This window comes from Enterococcus sp. E4-223, assembly GCF_035727065.1.
Classification (GTDB): domain Bacteria; phylum Bacillota; class Bacilli; order Lactobacillales; family Enterococcaceae; genus Enterococcus_B; species Enterococcus_B faecium.
On the sequence record NZ_JAPMLH010000001.1, the window covers coordinates 320,429 to 341,290 of the forward strand.

A 20,862-nucleotide genomic window follows, 5' to 3' on the forward strand; every position below is an offset into this window, starting at 1 on the left:
TTATACTTCCTCCATTTTTTTGATTTCATATCGGTATGTTTCCATATTTACATTTGCAAGCAGCTTGTCACAAATCGTTTCAATCACTGTATCGATTGGTTCTTCTGCATCAGCAAGTTGTATCTCAAAGTATTTTCCTATTCGGATATCTTCGATTGTTTCATATCCCATACGATGGACTGCTTTTTTTACTGCCTCCCCTTGAGGATCTAACACTGAATCTTTATAGGTTACATATACTTTTACGAAATACATCATACTCGCTCCTTTTCTTCAGTTAGTTCCGATAGACGGTTATATACTTCTTGATAGACTGGGATCAAATCACCTAGATCTCTGCGGTAAACGTCTTTGTCCATATGTTCATTCGTACGTTCATCCCATAATCGGCAAGTATCCGGTGTTACTTCATCCGCAAGCAAAATTTGTCCATTCGACCGGCCAAACTCTAGCTTGAAATCTACTAAAACCAAACCGACCTTAGCAAATAATTCGGTCAAAATTTCATTAATAGCCAACGCTTGGGCTTTCAGCTCACTGATTTCTTCCGGTTTTGCAAGTTGTAAGAAATAGATATGCTCTTCATTGATAAATGGATCATCCAACTGGTCATCCTTATAGTAGAATTCAATGATTGGTTTGATGAATTCTTTACCTTCGGGAACACCTAGACGTTTTGAGAAACTTCCTGCTGCAATATTTCGGATAACCACTTCCAGAGGGATAATTTGTACTTTTTTTGCTAATTGTTCGGTTTTAGACAATTGTTCAATAAAATGATTTTTTATTCCTCTTTGAGTCAGATAACGGAAAATTGCACTTGTGATTTGATTATTCAATTCTCCTTTTCCACTTATTTGGTCTTTCCTCGCGCCATTCAACGCAGTTGCTTGATCTAAATATTCTATCCAAATCAAGTTCTCATCAGAAGTAAGATATATTTTTTTGGCTTTCCCTTCATACAGAAGTTCTTTCTTCTCCATGTACGTCTCTCCTTTTTATTTACATTAAAAGCAAATACATCGTTTTTTGTTCGTGTTTTCACTTTAAATTTTAGCAATCATCTTTTTATAAATCAACAAAAATATGTACATTTAAGGCATTAGATTCTTTTAATGTTCGTGTTTTATCAGAAACGAAAATCTTATACCATCAACAAGCGTTTACATTTATACTTAATGATGGTATATTAGAATTAACTAAAAATTTGGATAATGGGTTCGAGGAGGCACTTGCCGATGGAAGATGCAATAAAACAAGGTCAGCTTTTTTTATCAGAATTAACAGCTGAAGAACGTTCCTGTCTATATAATGATTTGCTGTCGATCAAAGACGTTTATTTATGCAATAAAGATACTAGTTTTTATACATTCCGAAAAATCCGCCGAGCAACCAAGCGCTGTGCTGAATGCCGTAAAAGGACTTTTCTTTATCAGACAGAACACAAAGGCGAACTTTCAATCAGTCAGATTCATGAACAGAAGCGTTTCAAAAATCATTATCGTATCCAGATCTTATTCAATGGACAAGAGATGGAATACGCTTTTCTCGAAAACTTGCTGCAACATCTCCATAACCAGCATTTTAGTTATAATAGCCAAGCCATTTACGCTTAATTCCTCTATTTTTTGTATGTAAAGAGGTACGGTAAAGAGGTAGCCGCTTTTAAAATCAGGTTCCTATTATTGATAAGAAAATATAATAAACTAAAAGAAGCAGAACCGCTAACGGATCTGCTTCTTTTTTGGTTATTTTTGCTATTCTATTTTAATTGAATTTTGCAACTCACTCTTCTTTATTCCAAACCTACTCGTTTGAATATCACGTCAACGTTTTTCAAATGATGATGATAATCAAAGGCATCGTCTATTTCTTCTTTAGATAATACCGATGTGATGGTTGGATCTTCTTCTAACAGCGGGCGGAACTGCACTTGGTTATCCCAAGCGTACGCAGTTTTTGGCTGAACAAGATCATAAGCTTCTTCTCTTGTCATTCCCTTATCGATCAATTTCAGCATAACGCGCTGGCTATAAATCAAACCAAATGTTGCAGACATATTCCGCTTCATGTTTTCAGGAAAGACCGTTAGATTTTTAACGATATTGCCAAAACGATTTAACATGTAATTCAATAAAATCGTGGTATCAGGCAAGATGATTCGTTCTGCTGAAGAATGAGAAATATCTCTTTCATGCCATAATGTGACATTTTCATAGGCAGTGACCATGTGTCCGCGCACCACTCTGGCTAGACCAGCCATATTTTCTGAACCGATCGGATTCCTTTTGTGCGGCATAGCAGAAGAACCTTTTTGACCTTTCGCAAAAAATTCTTCTACTTCACGTGTTTCGGATTTTTGCAATCCGCGTATCTCTGTTGCAAAACGTTCAATACTTGTAGCAATAAGCGCCATCGCTGAGAAATATTCAGCATGTAGATCCCGAGGGAGAACTTGAGTAGAGATTTCTTGTGGACGGATCCCCAATTGTTTACATACATACTCTTCAATAAATGGCGGGATATTTGCGAACGTCCCCACTGCTCCTGAGATTTTTCCTGCTTCTACTCCTTTTGCCGCATGTTCAAATCGTTCGATGTTCCGTTTCATTTCTGAATACCATGTGGCAAGTTTCAATCCAAAAGTAGTTGGTTCAGCATGGACACCGTGTGTCCGACCCATCATCACTGTATATTTGTGTTCTTTTGCTTTTTCGCCAATGATTTCCGTAAAACGTTTCAAGTCTTCCCGTAAAATATCATTTGCTTGCTTGATGAGATAGCCATAAGCAGTATCTACGACATCCGTACTTGTTAGACCATAATGGACCCATTTTCTTTCTTCTCCCAATGTTTCAGAAACCGCTCGTGTAAACGCAACGACATCATGGCGTGTTAATTTTTCGATTTCCAAGATCCGATCGATATCAAATGATGCATGCTCACGAATTTTTTTCACATCTTCTTGCGGGATTTCACCAAGTTCTGCCCAAGCTTCATCTGCTAAAATCTCGACTTCAAGCCACGCACGGTATTTGTTCTCTTCCGTCCAGATATTCCCCATTTCAGGGCGTGTATAACGTTCTAACATGTTTTTTCTCCTCTAATCCCAAATATTCGTTTGTTTGATTTCTTCCAGCGTTTGCTGGATATCTTCTGTCAAGATAGTGATATGTCCCATCTTGCGACCTTTTTTCGCTTGTTTTTTTCCATAGAAATGGAATTGCCAGTCTGGCTTATTCTCAATCAAGCGATAGCTTTCCAGCAGTTGTTCTCCCAAAACATTGACCATCACTGCATTGCTTGTCAGACGCACTTTTTCTCCTAATGGCCATCCGCAAATACCTCGAATATGGGCATCGAACTGACTCATAGAACAAGCTTCGATAGAATAATGTCCAGAATTGTGAGGACGAGGAGCTAATTCATTCACATATAGCCCGCCTGTTTTTGTTAAAAACATTTCTACCCCTAAAACACCTGAAAGGCTCACTGCTTCTGCAATCACACGGGCAATACGCTCAGCCTCCTCGATCACATCCTGATCAATCGCGGCTGGAGCAATCGTTTCATGAAGAATATTGTTGTGGTGGATGTTTTCCACGACCGGAAAAGTCGTGAAATCTCCTTGACCATTTCCTGCCACCATGATCGAAATCTCTTTTTCAAACGGGATCCATGCTTCTAAAACACAGGTTCCTTCTCTTAAAAGGTCCATGGCAGGAGCTAGATCCGCCCGACTTTTCAAAACATACTGCCCCTTGCCATCATAGCCGCCTCGAGTGGTTTTCAAAACACAAGGATAGCCGATCCCGTCAATCGCATCTTGGATATCCGTCGGACTGACGATCGTTGCATAAGGAGCAATCACGATGTTGTTCGTTTCCAAAAAAGATTTTTCTAACAGGCGGTCTTGCGTAATCGCAAGCAAGTCTGTCCCTTGAGGAATAAATGACATGGGTAAAATCGCATTTAACGCCTCTACACTGACATTTTCGAATTCATAGGTAATGACATCTGTTCTTCTGGCAAGCTCTTTCAGCGCAAAGGTGTCATCATAGACACTTTCAATGTGCCAATCTGCAACTTGTGCGGCTGGACAATCGCTCACAGGATCCAGCACACCTACTTTAAAGCCCATTTCTTTTGCACTAATCGCCATCATACGACCTAATTGACCGCCACCGACGATCCCGATCGTTGAACCAGGCAACAAAGGTTTAACCAAGTTGATCACTACTTTCTATAACAGTTTTAGCCAACATTGAACGTCTTTCAGCCAATTTAGCCTCCAATTCTAAATCATACATGGAAAGCATCTGTATCGCAAGTAGTCCAGCATTAATTGCTCCCGCTTTTCCGATTGCTGTAGTAGCTACAGGTACTCCTCCAGGCATTTGGACAATCGAAAGAAGCGAATCCAAACCATTTAATGTTCGTGATTGGACCGGTACACCGATAACCGGCAAAGTTGTTTTTGATGCGACCATACCCGGCAGATGCGCGGCTCCCCCTGCTCCTGCAATAATGATTTTGATTCCTTTTTTTCGAGCGTTTTGTGCATATTCAAACATCAAATCTGGGGTTCGATGAGCAGAAACGACCTTTTTTTCATAAGACACACCGAATTCATCCAATATTTGACATGCTTCTTTCATTGTTTCCCAATCTGAAGTACTCCCCATAATCACAGAGATTTTTGCTGTCATTGTTTTTCCTCCCAGTTTTTCTACATTCATATTTTAACAATCACTTTTTTTGATGTCAAAGAAATTTCGAATGTTAACAAAGAAAAACATTTTATTGTTCGTGTTTATTAAAGATGAAAAAAAGGAATGTGACAAAAGTTAGGTCACATTCCTTTTTATGGATAAACGGTGTTCTCCTGCCAACTCCTCGGTCACAAGGAACAATATTCAACAAACATGAGAAGCTTTTTTTGAAATTGTTCCTTGTGACTCGGAGATGAACGGCAGGCTCACGACCTCTTCCTTCAACGGTGTTCAATCAGCTGACCCTCGGTATTAGCTCAAACAAACGGCAAAATACGAGGAACTATTTTTCCGTTTGTTTCTCTAACAATCAGGTCAAAACGCTGATTTCACAACCTTTCTTTTGCTCTATTACTTCTTGAAGGCTTCTTCCAATATTTCTTCATCTTTTTTCAATCCATTAAAGATCAAATTCAATATGATAGCCGTAATGCTACTCATTACGATGCCATTTCCAGTGAACATTTGCAATGTTTGCGGCATTTGACTGAATAATGTCGGCGTAACATTGAAACCCAGCCCAAATCCAACAGAAACAGCAACAATCAATAGATTTTTATCATTGCTGAAATCAACTTCCAACAGCATACGGATTCCTTGGACTGCCACCATCCCGAACATGACTAACATTCCTCCACCAAGTACCGGCTCAGGGATGATTTGTGCTAACGCACCGATTTTAGGGAATAATCCTAAAACAATCAAGAAGAATGCAGAGAAATAGATGGGTTTTCTTGTTTTGATTCCCGAAAGTTGAACCAATCCGACATTTTGAGAAAAGCCAGTATAAGGGAATGTATTGAAAATACCGCCTAAGATAACGGCAAGTCCTTCTGCACGATATCCCTTTTTCAATTCTTCTTCTCCAACATTTTTCCCAGTAATGTCACCAAGTGCAAAATATACACCTGTTGATTCTACCATGCTGACCATGGAAATGATGATCATTAGTAAAATCGACCATACGTCGAAAGTTGGTTTACCAAAATAAAAGGGTTGTGGAACATGGAACAACGGCGCATCTCCAATCGCGCTCAGATCAATCATTCCCATGAAAGCAGCTAAGATGCTTCCTCCGACTAAACCAATCAATACCGCGATTGAACGAATGAACCCTTTTGCCAGCATTTGCACGCCTACAATTAGGAGAATCGTCACAAATGCAAGTAGCAGATTTGTTTTGTCACCAAAATCAGCTGCTGTTGCATTACCTCCACCCATTTTCTCGATTGCTACAGGAATCAAAGTCAAACCAATAACGGTGATAACCGTTCCTGTTACTATAGGAGGGAATAGTTTTTTAATTTTAGAAAAGACACCAGAAACTAACACAACAAAGATCCCAGAAGCGATAATAGATCCGTAGATAGCTCCTACTCCTTCATTGGTTCCGATCAAGATCAGTGGAGCTACTGCTTGGATCGCACATCCTAAAACGACAGGCAAGCCAATTCCGAAAAGTCGGTTAACTGTCAATTGCAATAATGTCGCTAATCCACACATAAAGATATCAATTGAAATCAAATAAGTCATCTGTTCTTGATTAAAGCCTAGTCCTGTACCGATCAAAAGAGGCACCGCTACTGCTCCTGCATACATCGCTAGCAGATGCTGTAGCCCTAAAACCGCAGCTTTTCCATTTTGTGTTTCTTTTTCCACGATTATGCGTCCTCCTCAAGAAACTCAACTTGTCCATTCGTCAAGGAAGCAATACGCGCAAGAGAAACGACTCTCAATCCCATTTCTTCAAGTAACTGACGTCCATCTTGGAAAGACTTTTCGATGACGATCCCGATTCCTTCTACTTGCGCTCCAGCTTGCTGGCATAATTCGATCAATCCTTTTGCCGCTTGTCCGTTTGCCAAGAAATCGTCGATAATCAATACTTTGTCTTCTGAAGATAAAAATTTACGAGAAATAGAAATCGTACTTGTCACTTGTTTCGTAAAAGAATAAACAGAAGCTGTCAATAATTCTTCATCCATCGTCAAACTTTTTGCTTTTCTAGCGAAGATCATTGGAACATCTAATTCTCTTGCAGCAAATAAAGCTGGTGCGATCCCAGAAGCTTCAATGGTCACAACTTTCGTGATTCCTTGTTCTTTAAATACTTCTGCAAACCGTTTTCCCATTTGTTCCATCAATACAGGGTCTACTTGGTGAGTGACGAAGCTGTCGACTTTTAATACGCCCTCGCCTAATATACGTCCGTCTTTTTGAATACGTTCAACTAATTCTTTCACTTTATTTGCTCCTTTATCATTTATTAATACCGAAATAACCGCTTTTGTGCAAAAACCTACTATGTTTCTGTTAAAGAAAAACACCCTCCACTTTATCATAAGAAAAGAAGGGTGAAATAGCCAATCTTTTACTTATAGTCCAGCATTTACGGTACTGGCTAGAAACTGTCATCCATATTATGACGATATATAAGTAGGTATGTAAAACTAATAATAGTGTAAATTCATTTTCTTGCAACTGTTTTGCACGTGAAGGCAGTTTGCCATATTTGAATAAAAAATGTTGTTTCAAATATTGAAAACAGTCTAACACTACTTTCTGAAACTGACAACGTGGTTTACTTATTTTTTTGTAAAATCTAATGATTTTTAATGCATTATTCCTTTTTGTTCGGGTTTAAATAGTTATTTTTATTTTCTCTTATCTAAAAAAGCAGCCCACATAAAAAGAAGGCATGACAAAAAGCATGTCATAGCCCCTTTTTCCGAATAAATAGTGTTCAAAAGACAGCCTATCGGCAATAAGGCAAGATTTTATAAACTACGGGAAGTAATTTCCGTAAATCTATTCTTATTCTTTTAAGCTGACAAGCTCGTCAATCACTACTGCTTTTCCTGAAGCAATAGAATGATTTGCTGCGATTCCTGTCAAAATCGACAAAATACCATCTACGTGAGTTGCTGCCCGATTCCACGGATCTTCTTCTTTTTCTTCACCAAATAGATCATCTAATAAACGCGGATCTCCTCCGCCATGTCCGCCCGCTTCTTGTTCGACGATTACCTCATATGGCTCACCGAACATCGGATAGACATGGATGGACTGAAGAACGGCTGCTCCTTCATCCTTTTTATCTCCACCTGCATTGATGTAAGACTTTTCGATCACTTTCATTTCGATCCGTCCTTTGCTGCCATTGAAAGAAACATTGAATCCTTCCCACGGCATATACGCGTTTAGCGAATACGTCAAAATCGCACCAGTTTCATATTTGACCGTTACGCCTAGTGTATCTTCAATAGAGATATCATCGGAAAATACACTGCGGTCACGAATATATCCACTGTCTTTTTCTGCTTCTAAATACATTTCTCGCAATTCCTCATTGGCTGACAGGTCTATAGCAAATGGATCAGCTTTAGCTAGTTCGCTTCCATAGCATCGACTGTAAAATGTTTCTACTCCGCGTTTCTCCGCATTATGCATCCCATAAAAGTTTAATCCACCGAATGCAAATACCTTTTGGGGACGGCTGTTCAACCAAAAATTCACTAGATCAAAATGATGGGTAGATTTATGAACAAGAAGCCCGCCGCTATTGTGCTTATTTCGATGCCATCTTCTGAAATAATCTGCCCCGTGTTGCGTATTTAACAGCCATTCGAAGTGAATAGAAAACACATCACCAATCACATCACTTTCTATCAGTTCCTTTATCTTCGTGTGATACGGTGCATAACGATAATTGAAAGTGACTCGCAGGCTTCTTCCCGTCTGTTTTTGGACCGTTATTATTTCTTGAGCTTTTTCCTCATCGATAGTCAGAGGTTTTTCGCAAATAACATCATATCCTTTTTTCATTGCACGAATGATATAATCATGATGCGTTCGATCTACTGACGTAATAATGACTTCAGCCGGCCGTACGTCATCCAGTAGTTGCTCAAATTGTGATGGCATACATGTCTTTACTTTTTTCTGTCCATACTTGTTCACAAGTATCCGATTTGCATAATCCATCCTTGTTTGAGATACATCACAAAAACCGACTAGTTCACAAGTTTGATGATACGTAGAGGCAATTGCCTCATAAAAAAAACGCGCTCTCCCACCAAGTCCGACTTGTACATATTTTTTCTTCATTTAAAGTCATTCTCCTTTTCTTTTAAGCAAAATACTGTGACAAACGGCAGCCCTGGATACAGTAATGCAGTGAGTAAAAAATCATGCTGTATACACCAGAACAGTCCATACAAAAGGCATAAATACCACAGAAACCCTTTGACGTTTTTTGACAACAGCCAGATATTCCTTTTGATCAAATAAACAAGACTATCTGCTTTATCTTCTTTGCAGATATCAATTAGCGTACTAAAAAAACTATGGGATACAAAAAGCAACAGACACAATAGAAAAGGAATCAGATACCAAGCTCCAATCTTTCCCACTAATAAATACCAATCAACTGCAAAAATAATGACAAACAGCTGAAACAACGTAATGATGAAACACAACCGTTTGATTTTTTCTTTCCTCCAACATACCTTTTTTTCTGCCAAGTAATGGACAGATAGATAATAAGAAGGATACATCATCAAAAAATAAATCAGATAGACAACACGAGCAGACAGCACTAATCCTAAAGTGAACAAACATCCTAGAACTAAAGCGAAAAGAGCATTACTGATAAGACTGGTTAAAAAAATCCGACAGAAATAGTAGTTGAGCTTGTAAAGAAACATCTCTTCTATTGGCTTTTTCATATTCAGCCCTTCAGACCGCTTGTACTGATCCCCTGGACAAGATATTTATTGAAGAATAAGAAAATCAGAAAAACCGGTAGCAGCGACAACGTAGACATCGCAAACATACTCGCGTAAGTCGTACTAGATCCAGCGTCTGCAAATAATTTGATGGCAATCGATACCGTGTAAGATCTCGGCTTGTTTAAATAAATCAATGGTCCCATGAAGTCGTCCCATTTCCAATAAAACTGGATGATGATCGTCGTGATGATCGAAGGTTTCAGCAAAGGAAAAATAATTTTGGTAAAGACACTATACTTGCTGCATCCGTCAATAATCGCTGATTCATCTAACTCTTTGGGGATGCTGACCATGAATTGCATGATCTGGTAAATGAAAAATGCTTGTCCAAAAAAATGTGGTAAAATCAGCGGCACATACGTCCCAACCAAATTCAGCCGATTGTAAATAATAAACTGCGGAATCAAAATCACTTGTGCAGGAATCATCATCGTTACTAACATGACGACGAACCAGAATCTTTTTCCTTTGAAATCGATTCTCGATAATGCGTAAGCAATACAAGTCGAGCTCAGAACTGTCCCTATCGTCGAAACTGCAGAGATGACAAACGAATTCCTAAAGAAAGTAAAAAATGAAATTCCAGCAAACCCCGCCCATCCTTTTGCGTAATTTTCCCATTGAAAAGTCTCTGGAATCAAATTCAGCGAACCACTCAGAATCTCTTGATCCGTTTTAAAAGAACCTGCGATCATCCATAAGACCGGATAAATCATGACTAGACCTAATAGCAAAATAAAACCGTATTGAAACCATTTCGTTACTGTATTATTCATTTCTTCCTCCTCTCATTCACACAACGACCCATTTTTTTGATGATTTGAAAATCAGAAAGGTGACAGCTCCCATAATCAACAGCATGATCCACGAAATAGCACTAGCATACCCCATAGAATTAAAAGAAAAAGCTTGGTTATACACATAAAGAGCATAAAAGTTCGTGGCATCATTCGGACCACCTTGGGTAATGATAAATGCCTGCGTAAAAGTCATAAACACCGCGATTGTCTGCATAACCAAGTTATACAAAATGATCGGCGAAAGAAGAGGTAACGTAATCTTGTAAAACGTCTGCCATTTGTTCGCTCCATCGATCTCTGCCGCTTCATAATACGAGCCTGGGATCTCTTTGATACCTGCAGCAAAGATGATCATTGCCGAACCGAATTGCCAAGCAGACATCAAAACAAGAGGGATCATGACCAGTTTTTGATCGCTAAACCAGGAAAGCGCAGGTGCGCCTAATCGTTCCAGAAAAATATTCACTAACCCGTTTTTAGAAAACAACTCCCGCCAAACTAGAGCGATAGAAATACTGCCACCGATCAAACTAGGCACATAATACAAAGAACGAAAGAAAGTCGTTCCTTTGATATTCCTCGTTAAAAGATAAGCAATCAATAGACCAAAGATCAGTTTCACAGGTACAGATGCAAATACATAGAGAAAAGTGACTCGGATGGAGTTCAAAAAACGGGCATCACTCAGCATCTTTATATAATTATCCAAGCCGATCCATGAGACTGGATTTCCCAAACGATAATCGGTGAACGAATAATAAAGTGACAAGATCATCGGTATCACTGTTATCAATAGAAATCCTAGGATGAATGGAGAAGCAAATACGTAACCGACCACATTGTCTTGATCCAAGAACCGTTTTAGTTTTTCTTTTTTCATGCCTTCCTCCTGCTGCTATCCTAGAATGTTTGACGCAAACTCATAAAGACTCTCTGCTGCTTCTTCTGCTGTTACTTCTTCATAAATGACTTTTTCAACTAAAAGATTGTATTGGTCTTGAATTTCCGGATTCAAAGCACTATCAAAGACATTCACTTCGCCGTTGTCCATATCGGAAATCATTTCTAAATAGTCAAATGTCGCTTGCAAAGTTGCATCATCTGCACGAGCGAGCTGTTCTCGAATATTCGACATGATTGGCACACCACGTTCTCCTTTTAAAATTTCATTGGCTTCTTCACTGTTTTGAAAGAAATCAATAAACTTAGCAGCTTCTTCTTTATGGGCTGAGCTTTTTGCCATACTCAGCATTTGCGAAGAACGTAAAGGGATACCAGATTCTCCATCTGCTTTTCTGCGAGGTGGATTAATCAACTGAATCTCCATATCTTCAGGCGCTCCTGACAATATTTCTGTCAACTGGTTACTTGATAGAAACACCATTGCCGCTTCTCTATCCCTAACCGCCTGAAAAGACAGATCCGTCGTACTTGCAGCTCCACCACCTGGTTCCGGATGGGCACCTTTGTCTACCAGATTTTTACGCAGCTGGAAAAAATCTGTTAGATAGTCTGGATTTTCAAATCCCAAGCTGTTAGATAGATCTTCCCGATTATAAAAATTCAATCCTTTCTCAACTTGTGGTATTTGAATAATACAGCCAGCTATAAAATCTTCGAATCTTGAAATAGCATAGATTCCTAATTCTTCAGTGATTTGATAGCTGATTTGTTCAAATTCATCCCATGTCCAATTTGAAGCAGGTTCAGGGATATTTAATTGTTCAAATATATTTTTATTGTAAGCAATCGCAAACGAATTCACCCCGTTAGACAGTCCAACTAATTGCCCATCGTAAGTCGTCGTTGCTAAATAGGATTCATCTGCATTAGAAATATCAATTATCCCTTGCTCCACATATTCATCTAATGGTTCAATCTGATTGATGTATTGAGGAAATTGATTGTTCAGTTGGAAAATGTCCCAGATATCATCTGATGCTGCTAGTGTACTTAATTTTGTGTAATATCCTTCATAATCATAAAATTCATAATCGATCGTCACATGGGGATTTTTTTCTTCATAAAGCTCGATTACTTTTACTGTTGCATCGTGTCGGACTTGCGAACCCCACCAAGCCATGTTCAGCGTGATTTTTTTGTCATCTTCTTGCCCACAAGCCGTCAAGAAGAATAACATAACACTTAAAGCTAAGATGATTCTCATTCTTTTCTTCATTCTCTGCACCTCTACTTCCATTGTTATTTTTCAATATACTGTATTTTTATACAGAACATATTTATTAAACGATCTTTTTCAAGGGGAATAAAAACCAAGACTTGCCTTATCGTTCTGCCTAGGATGAACAACTCAATACTTTCAAGGAAAATTAGATAGTGCTGATTCTTCTTTCATCGCTAAAAACACTTCTTGCTTCAATGATGGGAGGATAATTACGCAAAGAAAAAAGGATATCAGACAACTGCCCAATATCCTTGACATAGCTAAATAAGCATGCTTCTTCGTGTACGCTCTTCCCTAAAAAACAGAAAAATAACTAGTAATTCTGTATGAAATTAGGTACAATATACACGTCGATGCACAAGCATTGACTATGGCAACTTGATTGGTCAGTTCCCGCTGACTTTTCAAGCCCCGACAATTTAGCTGCTACTAAATTGTCGGGTGCCTTTTTTAGTTTTTATTCGTTTTTCATTCTATAGAAAGCGCTTCAATAAATCAAGACATTTTTTTGTTAGAATGCTAATAATAACAAAAGGTTTTAACTCTTCTTATGTACATTACAGATAAAAAAACAAAAAAATTTCTCTTTTTTTTGAATTCTGAACAAATAGTACTGGAGTACAAAAGACGAGGAAGAGCCACTATCTGCTCTTCCTCGTCTTTTGATTCTCACCTGTTATTCATGATTCTTTTTCTCAGTTTCCCGATATTTTTCCATTTTACGACTAAAAAGCTCTCCGCTACTTGGTGGCGTATATGTGATGGCATTTGCTCCTGCTTGAATGGTCTCAGCAATACTTTCTTCCGTTGGACCACCTGTCGCAATGATAGGAAGTTCAGGATATTTTTTACGAAAATGGCGTACTGCGTCTGCAGTTTCTTTACCTGCACTGATATTGATAATCGAAATACCAGCTGCTAACTTTTCATCTATTTCTGTATATTTCGACGTTACCGTACTGATAACTGGAATATCAACTACTCGACAAACTTCTTTTACTGTCTCTAAAGGCGTAGGACCGTTCAAAACGACCCCTAACGAACCTTGCGCTTCTGCGAACATGCTCATGTAGGAAGAACGAGCACCTTGTGTCAAACCACCACCTACACCGGAGAAAACTGGAATGTCAGCTGCCTCAATAATGCTTTTAGTAATCGCTGGATGAGGTGTAAAAGGATACACAGCAATTACTGCATTCGCATTTGTATTACGTATGATCGCAATATCCGTAGTAAAGATGATCGAACGGATCAATTTTCCAAATATCTTGATCCCGCTTGCTTCTAAAATGATTTCCGGTACTCTTACGATATCTTTTCTCAATTCCGTCATGATTTCTGGCGTAAATTGTTCTGCCATCAGCCACTTCTCCTTTGCTATCTCCGGTCATACTGATTCAATTGATACGTCTCGATGACCTGGATGATTTTTTGCGCATAACCGGGGTCTGTCGCATAACCTGCATCTTGCAATGCTTGTGCGGCTTCCTGATAGTTGGTGGCCGTAATCACTTTTTCATACAGCGCAGGATTCCAATCTACTCCTTGGACGAACAGTTGTGTATGGTCATCCATGGACTGTTCCCATGAATCATACACTTTGAAGTCTCCTTGGATAGTTATCCATTCTTCGTTAACAAATTCCTTTGTTTCCAGGCTTACTTTCTTCTGATCCCCATAAGCCTTGATCCCGAAAAGATTATTGTATTTGCTAGCCAAGGTACTTTTTCCCCAATTTGATTCTAATATAGCTTGTCCTAAAATGATACTAGGAAGCACTCCATAACCATCTTGTAGTTCTTGGGCATGCGGAACAAGCCGTTCAATAAATTGCTGATGGGATTGCGCTTCATTTTCTTGCTGATTATCAGTAAAAGGAGAAGACAGATTCTTCAAGGAAAAAACAAAGGCTAAGAGTATCACTGCTACACCGGCAACCACTGCTGGCCAACGGATATTCTTGCGCTTTTGCTTTTTCCACTTTTTTTTCGCCATGATCAATTCCTACTTTTCATTTAATTCATTCAGATATTCTTCTAGCGTCAATTGGTGTTTGGTGATATACTCAGCATTTTCTTTACCGACATAACGTAAGTGCCAAGGTTCATATGTGATCTTAGTTATATCTTCGTGTCCTTTTGGATAACGAACGATAAATCCATACTGCGCAGCATTATCTGCGATCCATTTAGCTCCAGGCTGATCTCCGTAACTTGCATCCAATACAGTAGAAGGATAACTGTTGTACCAGTTTTGATCGACGACATCGACTGCCAGACCTGTGTGGTGTTCGCTGTATCCTGGCTCCGTAATCGTTTCTTTAGTAATCTTTGTCGCCTCCTCTTCTGATACACCTTGACGACTCATCACATCTTGGACATTTTGTTCGAAAACTTGTTGTTGGGATGATACAGACCGGTAAGCTGAGACCATCACTAATGGAAATCCAGCTGCTTCAGCAGCCTTGGCAAATGCTTCATATTCTGGAGCAATGCGTTTGTCGATCAAGTATCCGTTACTTAATGATGCCAATTGAGTAGACTCATCGATTTCTTTTTCTAATTTGTGATCTGGACCAACCAAAACTAGCTTCCAATCGTCTGTTTTAACATCTGGCAATTGTTTGGACGTACGATCTTTTGTTTCTTTGTCCTTTACCTTGCTGCTGGTTGTTTGACTGTTCTTTTCTTTACTAGCAGTTGTTTTGGTGCTTGTTCGTTCGACTGCTTGATTGCCGGCTTGAACATGCGAATCATCATCGCTAAAAATAACATAGCCCATTGCTGCGATCATAATCACAACTGCTCCAAATCCTAAAAATTTATTCACTTGAAAAATCCTTTCGTTGTTCTTCACGTTCCCCATTCGCCTCATGAACGTAAGTTTCTTCCAGATTTTCATTCACCCAATCGAGAAGTTCGATTTTTTCTCCTTCGATCTGTTTTTGAACATCTGCTGGCAGACGAAAATTCAAAATATCATCATAGCCCCATTCATCATATTGAATACTTACTTTCAAGTCAAGGTATCTACCAGCCTGCTGATTATTTTTCAAAGGGATCAGCTCGACTTTTGCTGCTTTGCTGCTAAGCCATTTTTGCGCGATGCGTGTTTTGATTTGCTTGTACTCTGCAACGGCAACGTTTCGTTTTTCGGGAAAAATAATCGTTTGACGCAAAATCTTTTGCGTTAGCATCCATTCATAATCAGTGAAAAGATTTTTTACTTTCTGCATCGCTTCAGATGGCAGGTTTTTCTCGCCATCTTTCCATTTTTGCCATTGTTCTGGACTGATCAGCAAGTATTCATCTAAAAAATTTTTTTCAGTTTCAAACTGTTCTAATAATACACTCATAATAAGATCAATATATACTTGATGCACGTTTATCCCCTCCTTTTAACTATTCTACTTAAGTTTTGATCAAAAAGCACCTCTTAAATCGCTGCTTTCATTTTTTTTAATGTTTCAAGTCCTCTCCCCTTTATTCTTCGTGATTTTTGTTATAATAATAGACAGACAAGAAACTCAATCCAACTATGAAGGAGCGTTTTCAGATGAAAAAATATCAATGGGGAATCGTGGGTCTCGGTACCATTGCACATGAGTTTGCCGAAAGCTTCAATCAAGAGACGAGCGAACTAACAGCAGTTGCTTCCAGAACTTCAGAAAAAGCGGAAAACTTCGCTCACCGTTACAACATTCCAAAAGCTTACGGAAGCTATCAAGAAATGTTAGACGATGCTGAAATCGACATCGTGTACATTGCTGTACCAAATAGACAGCATATCGACCATATCTTGGCAGCATTGGAAGCAGGCAAACACGTTCTATGTGAAAAAGCCATCACGATGAATAAAAAAGAACTGGCTGACGCTATGCGCTTAGCAGAAGAAAAGAATTTGATCTTAGCAGAAGCGATGACAATCTTCAACATGCCACTTTATCAGCAGTTACGCTCAATAATGGATACAGGAAAACTGGGGGCTTTAAAAATGATCCAAGCACCTTTCGGCAGTTACAAAGAACCAGACCCTAAAAACCGGTTCTTCAATCCAGAATTAGCTGGAGGAGCTCTGTTGGATATCGGTACGTATGCTGTATCTTTCGCTCGTTTCTTTTTGAGCTCTCAACCTGAAGTAGTTGCCTCTACAATGGTTCCTTTTGAAACAGGCGTGGACGAACAATCCGTCACTATCTTGCGTAACAAAGAAAATGAACTTGCTGCTGTCAGCTTGACTTTTCAGGCAAAAATGCCAAAAGTCGGTATCGTTGCCTTTGAGAACGGTTATGTGACGATTGCAGATTACCCGCGTGCTGATCGTGCGGAGATCTTATTTACAGATGGTACAAAGGAATTCATCGAAAGCGGGAATACATCTGAAGCAATGAATTACGAAATAAAGAATATGGTACACATGATTGAAGGTGACTTGCCCAATCGCTCTCTCTTCTTGACAAAAGATGTCATCGAAATCTTGGATCAAATGCAAGTTCTATGGAAAAATATGTAATTTTAAAAGGTTGTGAAAAAGCTGTTCTGCATCAAGTAATAAGAACAGCCAAACAAAAATAGCTCCTCCTATTTTTCGTTTGGCTGGACTTATTACCGCAGAGGCAAGCTTTTGAACACCGTTTAAGAAAGAGGTTGTGAGCCTGCCGTTCAGCTCCGAGTCACAAGGAGCAATTTCAAAAAACAGCTTCTCATGTTTGTTGAATATTGTGACTTGTGACCGAGGAGTTGGCAGGAGAACACCGTTTAAGGAAGAGGTCGTGAGCCTACCGTTCAGCTCCGAGTCACAAGGAGCAATTTCAAAAAACAGCTTCTCATGTTTGTTGAATATTGTAACTTGTGACCGAGGAGTTGACAGGAGAACACCGTTTAAGGAAGAGGTCGTGAGCCTGCCGTTCAGCTCCGAGTCACAAGGAGCAATTTCAAAAAACAGCTTCTCATGTTTGTTGAATATTGTAACTTGTGACCGAGGAGTTGGCAGGAGAACACCGTTTAAGGAAGAGGTTGTGAAATCAGCTTTTTGACCTGAATATTAGCTGAATTCACAACCTCTATTTTTGGATTTTTTGTTGGGAGAATTCTGCCTTGATTTCAATAAAACTTTTAAAAGACTGCAAAAACTGGAACAATTCTGCTCGATCCTCGAATTCAGGGCGACTAGTCGGCAGAGGCATTTGCCGATACAATACATAAACTTCTTCAATACGTGCTAAAATTTGTCTGCCATCATTTGACTCTGAAAATGTTTCTGCAGTATAAATCAATAAACCATAGATATGTTTTCCATAATAAGCTGGTTGCTGGATTCTCTCTAGATTTTCCAGCATGTCTTTAATCACATTGGCCTGTGCTCTTCTCATAGAGAAGTAAGTTTCGTAGTATAGCGGCTGTCTGAGCCAGTAGTTTTCTTGATGTTCTCTGGCATCTTCTTGGCTTTCGCGAATGAATGTCAGTAAATGTTCGCATTTGATCTGCACATCTTCTTTATTTTCTGATAAAAGAAATTCTGCCATTTGTCTCAAAATATTTCGAAATTCTTTTTCGATCTGTATTTGGTTTTCCTTCAGCTGCTTCGTACGATCTGGCATGTAAACATTTGCAAGCAAAGCAAATACTAATCCAATCGCCATTAATCCCGCTTCATTGCCGATCAGCTGCCAAGACATGTTTTCCTCCACTAAATAATGAGTGACCAAAACCGAATTTACTACGATCCCTTCGGTTAATTTGAAGCGAGAGGCAAGCGGGATGAACAGGAATAAAAAAAGACTGAAGCCAAAAATAGTATACCCAACAGCAAAAAAACTGAACAGTGCTGTTGCCGTAGCTAATATAAAAGCTGCGATTCGATTCATGCCCGTACGCAATGTAGAGCGCTTGGTATTTCCTATACTTAATAATGCAATGATCCCTGCAGCTGGCCAATACAACAGCGATAAGCTACCCGCTGTGACCATCGAAAAGAAGACACTGATCACTGTTTTGACTGTTCGCATTCCTATACGCATTTACTTCCCCCTTTTTTTATTTTAATTATACTTGAATAATGAAAAACTAGCTATCAGACAAAAGTTTAGGTATGATAGTAAAAAGACCAAAAAGGAGAATCTCTATGCAATTTGGCCGTTTTCGACTAGGTATGCGTACGATCAAAAGTGCCTTAGCTGTTTTTTTATGTATCTTGTTTTTTCATTTGACTCAACGAGGAATCCCGATGATTGCTGCATTATCTGCTGTTTTTTCTTTGCGTCAGGACTTGACTACAACCGTTTCTTTTGGAAAGTCTAGGATCATCGGCAATACATTAGGTGGTACATTAGCTATCATTTATTTTTTTGTCAAAAGCTATTTTCACAATGATTTTTTGGTAGAATTGATCTTGCTTCCTATTCTAGTTATTATTGTGATCGTCGTGTCAGATGGTATTAACAATAATTCCGGTATCATTTCCGCAATCGCTACGTTGTTGCTGATTGCGTTGAGCATCCCTCAAGGCGAATCCGCTTTGTATGCTATCCAACGTGTACTAGATATTTTTATAGGGACATTCATTGCAATCGGTATCAATTTCTTTCTTCGTCCTCCTGAAACAGAAAAGAAGGAAGAACTATCAGAAGATTTGGTCGAACTCCAAAAGAAAGAACGATTGCTAAGAACAAATTTACAAGAGATAGAAGCTAAGATCCAGAAACAAAAGAAAAATAGCGAGGACTAATTTTCTTTTGCAATAAAATAAAAAAATGGAGAGAAGAACTTTAAAAAGTCTTCCTCCATTTTTGATTGAACGGTGAAGTGTACTACTTTATTCTTCCTTCATCGAGTTTTGTTCTGCCTCTTTTGGTGCTTCATACATATTTACTTGGCTAGTAGTCCCACGTGTCGACAAATTCTCTACGATTTCCTTCAAGTCAAGTCCTGTTGTCGCTTTTAATGTTTCTTGAGTAGTAGAAAGCAAGTTTGTAGCATAATTTGTCACTCGGTTCGCTCCACTGGTTTCTCCTGAGCTGCTTCCTGTATCGACAACAGAGATTTTTTCGATATTTCCTAGCGGCTGTGCTGCTTCGCGCATCAATTGCGGTAACATATCGATAACCATGCTCAAGACAGCTGCTTCGCCATATTCCTTGAAGGCATTGGCGATCTTTTGTTTTGCTTCGGCTTCGGCTTTTCCTTTTGCTAGTGCTGCTTCGGCTTCTGCTTGTCCAGCTAAACGTGTCTTATTGGCTTCCGCTTCTGCCAGTGCTTCCACACGGAATCGTTCTGCTTCGGCTTCAGTCACTTCTTTGACTTTTTGAGCTTGTGCTTCTTGTTCTTTAGCGTACCGATCGGCATCTGCTTTTTTCTTCACTTCCGAATCATATTGCTTTTCACGACGTGTGATTTCTTTTTCTTCCAGTTCGATTTGTTTTTGACGTTCTACGATTTTAATCTGCATTTCCTGTTCGATTACTTGTTGTTGTGCTCGGGCACTTTCTAAATTGTAGGCTTGGTCTGCTTTTGCTTTAGCAACATCTTGTTCTTGTTTGTAGGTTGCTAATTTCAGTTCTTTTTCTTTTAATGATTCTGCGATCTCTGTTTGTCGCTGTAATTCAGCTGCTTGTGATTCTTTTTCTGCTTGAGCTTTTTTGATACGCGTTTCTTTTAGAGCTTCCGCTTCTGCTATATCTGCATCTCTTTTGACTTGGGCGATTCTTGGTTTCCCTAAAGAGTCAAGATAACCGTTTTTGTCTCTGACCTCTTTGATAGTGAAAGAAACGATGATCAACCCCATTTTTGCAAGGTCTACAGAAGCGACTTCTTGTACGCTTTGACTGAACTTATCGCGATTTTGATAGATTTCTTCTACAGTCATAGAACCAAGAATCGAGCGCAAGTGTCCTTCTAATACTTCTCTTGCTTCATTTTCCAGTTCTTCTCTTGTCTTGCCTAAAAACTGTTCTGCTGCTGTAGCAATCTCTTCTACAGATGAACCGATTTTGATGATCGAAGTACCATCACACATCACCGGTACGCCTTGTTCCGTATACACTTCAGGGGTGGAGACGTCCAATTTACTCGATAATAGACTGATCCGATTCGAACGTTGAAAAACCGGCAAGACGAATGCGCCACCTCCACGCACAATTTTGATTTTGTTATTGCTTTCATCAATGTGCACATTTTTGCTTCCTAAATAACTTCCACTGATGATCAACGCTTCATCCGGTTTTGCTGTCTGGTACTTCGCTACAAAGACGATCAGCAACATCAGTAAAATCAAAGCTGCAATTGCGATCGCGATAAAAACAACTGGTATTTCCATTT

General features: G+C 39.2%; 21 protein-coding genes and 1 riboswitch. Of the genes, 3 read left to right on the forward strand and 18 right to left on the reverse strand.

Translation table 11 applies throughout. The features are described from left to right. Complete coding sequence (gene purS / locus OS139_RS01610) at positions 1–255, reverse strand: phosphoribosylformylglycinamidine synthase subunit PurS (RefSeq protein WP_002295474.1); 255 nt, start codon at positions 253–255, stop codon at positions 1–3. Further along, complete coding sequence (gene purC, locus OS139_RS01615; protein ID WP_002288021.1) at positions 255–983, reverse strand: phosphoribosylaminoimidazolesuccinocarboxamide synthase; 729 nt, start codon at positions 981–983, stop codon at positions 255–257. The genes purS and purC overlap by 1 nt, the downstream gene beginning before the upstream one ends. 255 nt (positions 984–1,238) lie before the next feature. Between purC and OS139_RS01620 the strand changes: the two genes are divergently transcribed. Further along, positions 1,239–1,616 carry a hypothetical protein gene (locus OS139_RS01620; RefSeq protein WP_002297115.1) on the forward strand — a complete coding sequence of 126 codons (378 nt, stop codon included), beginning with the start codon at positions 1,239–1,241 and terminating at the stop codon, positions 1,614–1,616. Between the two features lie 179 nt (positions 1,617–1,795). Here OS139_RS01620 and purB read toward each other — a convergent pair whose 3' ends face one another. The 14 genes from purB to OS139_RS01690 form a co-directional block, all read right to left on the reverse strand. Then, positions 1,796–3,091 carry an adenylosuccinate lyase gene (purB, locus tag OS139_RS01625; RefSeq protein ID WP_002288023.1) on the reverse strand — a complete coding sequence of 432 codons (1,296 nt, stop codon included), beginning with the start codon at positions 3,089–3,091 and terminating at the stop codon, positions 1,796–1,798. Between the two features lie 12 nt (positions 3,092–3,103). After that, on the reverse strand, positions 3,104–4,228 hold the full coding sequence (gene purK / locus OS139_RS01630; protein WP_002306867.1) for a 5-(carboxyamino)imidazole ribonucleotide synthase: 1,125 nt from the start codon (positions 4,226–4,228) through the stop codon (positions 3,104–3,106). Continuing rightward, on the reverse strand, positions 4,221–4,709 hold the full coding sequence (gene purE, locus OS139_RS01635) for a 5-(carboxyamino)imidazole ribonucleotide mutase (protein WP_002303771.1): 489 nt from the start codon (positions 4,707–4,709) through the stop codon (positions 4,221–4,223). Before purE ends, purK begins: the two co-directional genes overlap by 8 nt. 414 nt (positions 4,710–5,123) lie before the next feature. Then, positions 5,124–6,431: a nucleobase:cation symporter-2 family protein gene (locus OS139_RS01640; protein ID WP_002306869.1), complete on the reverse strand. Its 1,308-nt coding sequence runs from the start codon at positions 6,429–6,431 to the stop codon at positions 5,124–5,126. Between the two features lie 2 nt (positions 6,432–6,433). Continuing rightward, positions 6,434–7,015, reverse strand: a complete 582-nt coding sequence (locus OS139_RS01645) for a xanthine phosphoribosyltransferase (RefSeq protein ID WP_002295469.1) — start codon at positions 7,013–7,015, stop codon at positions 6,434–6,436. Between the two features lie 115 nt (positions 7,016–7,130). Next, positions 7,131–7,228, reverse strand: a riboswitch (purine riboswitch). 358 nt (positions 7,229–7,586) lie between these two features. Then, positions 7,587–8,879 carry a Gfo/Idh/MocA family protein gene (locus OS139_RS01650; protein WP_002306874.1) on the reverse strand — a complete coding sequence of 431 codons (1,293 nt, stop codon included), beginning with the start codon at positions 8,877–8,879 and terminating at the stop codon, positions 7,587–7,589. Continuing rightward, on the reverse strand, positions 8,876–9,499 hold the full coding sequence (locus tag OS139_RS01655) for a hypothetical protein (protein WP_002331836.1): 624 nt from the start codon (positions 9,497–9,499) through the stop codon (positions 8,876–8,878). Before OS139_RS01655 ends, OS139_RS01650 begins: the two co-directional genes overlap by 4 nt. Before the next feature lie 2 nt (positions 9,500–9,501). Further along, complete coding sequence (locus OS139_RS01660) at positions 9,502–10,338, reverse strand: carbohydrate ABC transporter permease (protein WP_002300540.1); 837 nt, start codon at positions 10,336–10,338, stop codon at positions 9,502–9,504. A 16-nt stretch (positions 10,339–10,354) separates the two neighbouring features. Next, positions 10,355–11,242, reverse strand: coding sequence for a carbohydrate ABC transporter permease (locus OS139_RS01665; protein WP_002331838.1), 888 nt, complete (start codon positions 11,240–11,242; stop codon positions 10,355–10,357). A 15-nt stretch (positions 11,243–11,257) separates the two neighbouring features. Further along, on the reverse strand, positions 11,258–12,541 hold the full coding sequence (locus OS139_RS01670; RefSeq protein ID WP_002331839.1) for an ABC transporter substrate-binding protein: 1,284 nt from the start codon (positions 12,539–12,541) through the stop codon (positions 11,258–11,260). Between the two features lie 682 nt (positions 12,542–13,223). Continuing rightward, positions 13,224–13,907, reverse strand: a complete 684-nt coding sequence (locus OS139_RS01675) for a hydrolase (RefSeq protein ID WP_002331840.1) — start codon at positions 13,905–13,907, stop codon at positions 13,224–13,226. Between the two features lie 17 nt (positions 13,908–13,924). Beyond that, positions 13,925–14,542: a glycoside hydrolase family 73 protein gene (locus OS139_RS01680; RefSeq protein WP_002295461.1), complete on the reverse strand. Its 618-nt coding sequence runs from the start codon at positions 14,540–14,542 to the stop codon at positions 13,925–13,927. A gap of 9 nt (positions 14,543–14,551) precedes the next feature. Then, positions 14,552–15,376 carry a M15 family metallopeptidase gene (locus OS139_RS01685; RefSeq protein WP_002321179.1) on the reverse strand — a complete coding sequence of 275 codons (825 nt, stop codon included), beginning with the start codon at positions 15,374–15,376 and terminating at the stop codon, positions 14,552–14,554. After that, positions 15,369–15,929, reverse strand: coding sequence for a hypothetical protein (locus tag OS139_RS01690; RefSeq protein ID WP_002295457.1), 561 nt, complete (start codon positions 15,927–15,929; stop codon positions 15,369–15,371). The genes OS139_RS01685 and OS139_RS01690 overlap by 8 nt, the downstream gene beginning before the upstream one ends. 173 nt (positions 15,930–16,102) lie before the next feature. Between OS139_RS01690 and OS139_RS01695 the strand changes: the two genes are divergently transcribed. After that, positions 16,103–17,059 carry a Gfo/Idh/MocA family protein gene (locus OS139_RS01695; RefSeq protein WP_002297120.1) on the forward strand — a complete coding sequence of 319 codons (957 nt, stop codon included), beginning with the start codon at positions 16,103–16,105 and terminating at the stop codon, positions 17,057–17,059. A 550-nt stretch (positions 17,060–17,609) separates the two neighbouring features. Here OS139_RS01695 and OS139_RS01700 read toward each other — a convergent pair. Further along, entirely contained in the window at positions 17,610–18,566 is a 957-nt protein-coding gene (locus tag OS139_RS01700) for an aromatic acid exporter family protein (protein ID WP_002331841.1), read from the reverse strand. 104 nt (positions 18,567–18,670) lie between these two features. Between OS139_RS01700 and OS139_RS01705 the strand changes: the two genes are divergently transcribed. Further along, positions 18,671–19,273, forward strand: coding sequence for an FUSC family protein (locus OS139_RS01705; protein ID WP_442784197.1), 603 nt, complete (start codon positions 18,671–18,673; stop codon positions 19,271–19,273). Positions 19,274–19,360: 87 nt separating this feature from the next. On the opposite strand, the gene OS139_RS01710 is transcribed toward OS139_RS01705, so the two are convergent. Continuing rightward, positions 19,361–20,860: a flotillin family protein gene (locus OS139_RS01710; protein WP_002306891.1), complete on the reverse strand. Its 1,500-nt coding sequence runs from the start codon at positions 20,858–20,860 to the stop codon at positions 19,361–19,363. Positions 20,861–20,862 lie beyond the last annotated feature (2 nt).

Excerpts from the sequence above, each read along its gene's own strand:
- OS139_RS01695 (WP_002297120.1), top strand. The coding sequence starts at position 16,103 with ATGAAAAAATATCAATGGGGAATCGTGGGTCTCGGTACCATTGCACAT.
- OS139_RS01650 (WP_002306874.1), bottom strand. The coding sequence starts at position 8,879 with ATGAAGAAAAAATATGTACAAGTCGGACTTGGTGGGAGAGCGCGTTTT.
- purE (WP_002303771.1), bottom strand. The coding sequence starts at position 4,709 with ATGACAGCAAAAATCTCTGTGATTATGGGGAGTACTTCAGATTGGGAA.
- OS139_RS01710 (WP_002306891.1), bottom strand. The coding sequence starts at position 20,860 with ATGGAAATACCAGTTGTTTTTATCGCGATCGCAATTGCAGCTTTGATT.
- OS139_RS01660 (WP_002300540.1), bottom strand. The coding sequence starts at position 10,338 with ATGAATAATACAGTAACGAAATGGTTTCAATACGGTTTTATTTTGCTA.
- purB (WP_002288023.1), bottom strand. The coding sequence starts at position 3,091 with ATGTTAGAACGTTATACACGCCCTGAAATGGGGAATATCTGGACGGAA.
- OS139_RS01655 (WP_002331836.1), bottom strand. The coding sequence starts at position 9,499 with ATGAAAAAGCCAATAGAAGAGATGTTTCTTTACAAGCTCAACTACTAT.
- OS139_RS01680 (WP_002295461.1), bottom strand. The coding sequence starts at position 14,542 with ATGGCGAAAAAAAAGTGGAAAAAGCAAAAGCGCAAGAATATCCGTTGG.
- purS (WP_002295474.1), bottom strand. The coding sequence starts at position 255 with ATGTATTTCGTAAAAGTATATGTAACCTATAAAGATTCAGTGTTAGAT.
- OS139_RS01700 (WP_002331841.1), bottom strand. The coding sequence starts at position 18,566 with ATGCGTATAGGAATGCGAACAGTCAAAACAGTGATCAGTGTCTTCTTT.
- OS139_RS01670 (WP_002331839.1), bottom strand. The coding sequence starts at position 12,541 with ATGAAGAAAAGAATGAGAATCATCTTAGCTTTAAGTGTTATGTTATTC.
- OS139_RS01675 (WP_002331840.1), bottom strand. The coding sequence starts at position 13,907 with ATGGCAGAACAATTTACGCCAGAAATCATGACGGAATTGAGAAAAGAT.
- purC (WP_002288021.1), bottom strand. The coding sequence starts at position 983 with ATGGAGAAGAAAGAACTTCTGTATGAAGGGAAAGCCAAAAAAATATAT.
- OS139_RS01620 (WP_002297115.1), top strand. The coding sequence starts at position 1,239 with ATGGAAGATGCAATAAAACAAGGTCAGCTTTTTTTATCAGAATTAACA.
- OS139_RS01705 (WP_442784197.1), top strand. The coding sequence starts at position 18,671 with ATGCAATTTGGCCGTTTTCGACTAGGTATGCGTACGATCAAAAGTGCC.
- OS139_RS01665 (WP_002331838.1), bottom strand. The coding sequence starts at position 11,242 with ATGAAAAAAGAAAAACTAAAACGGTTCTTGGATCAAGACAATGTGGTC.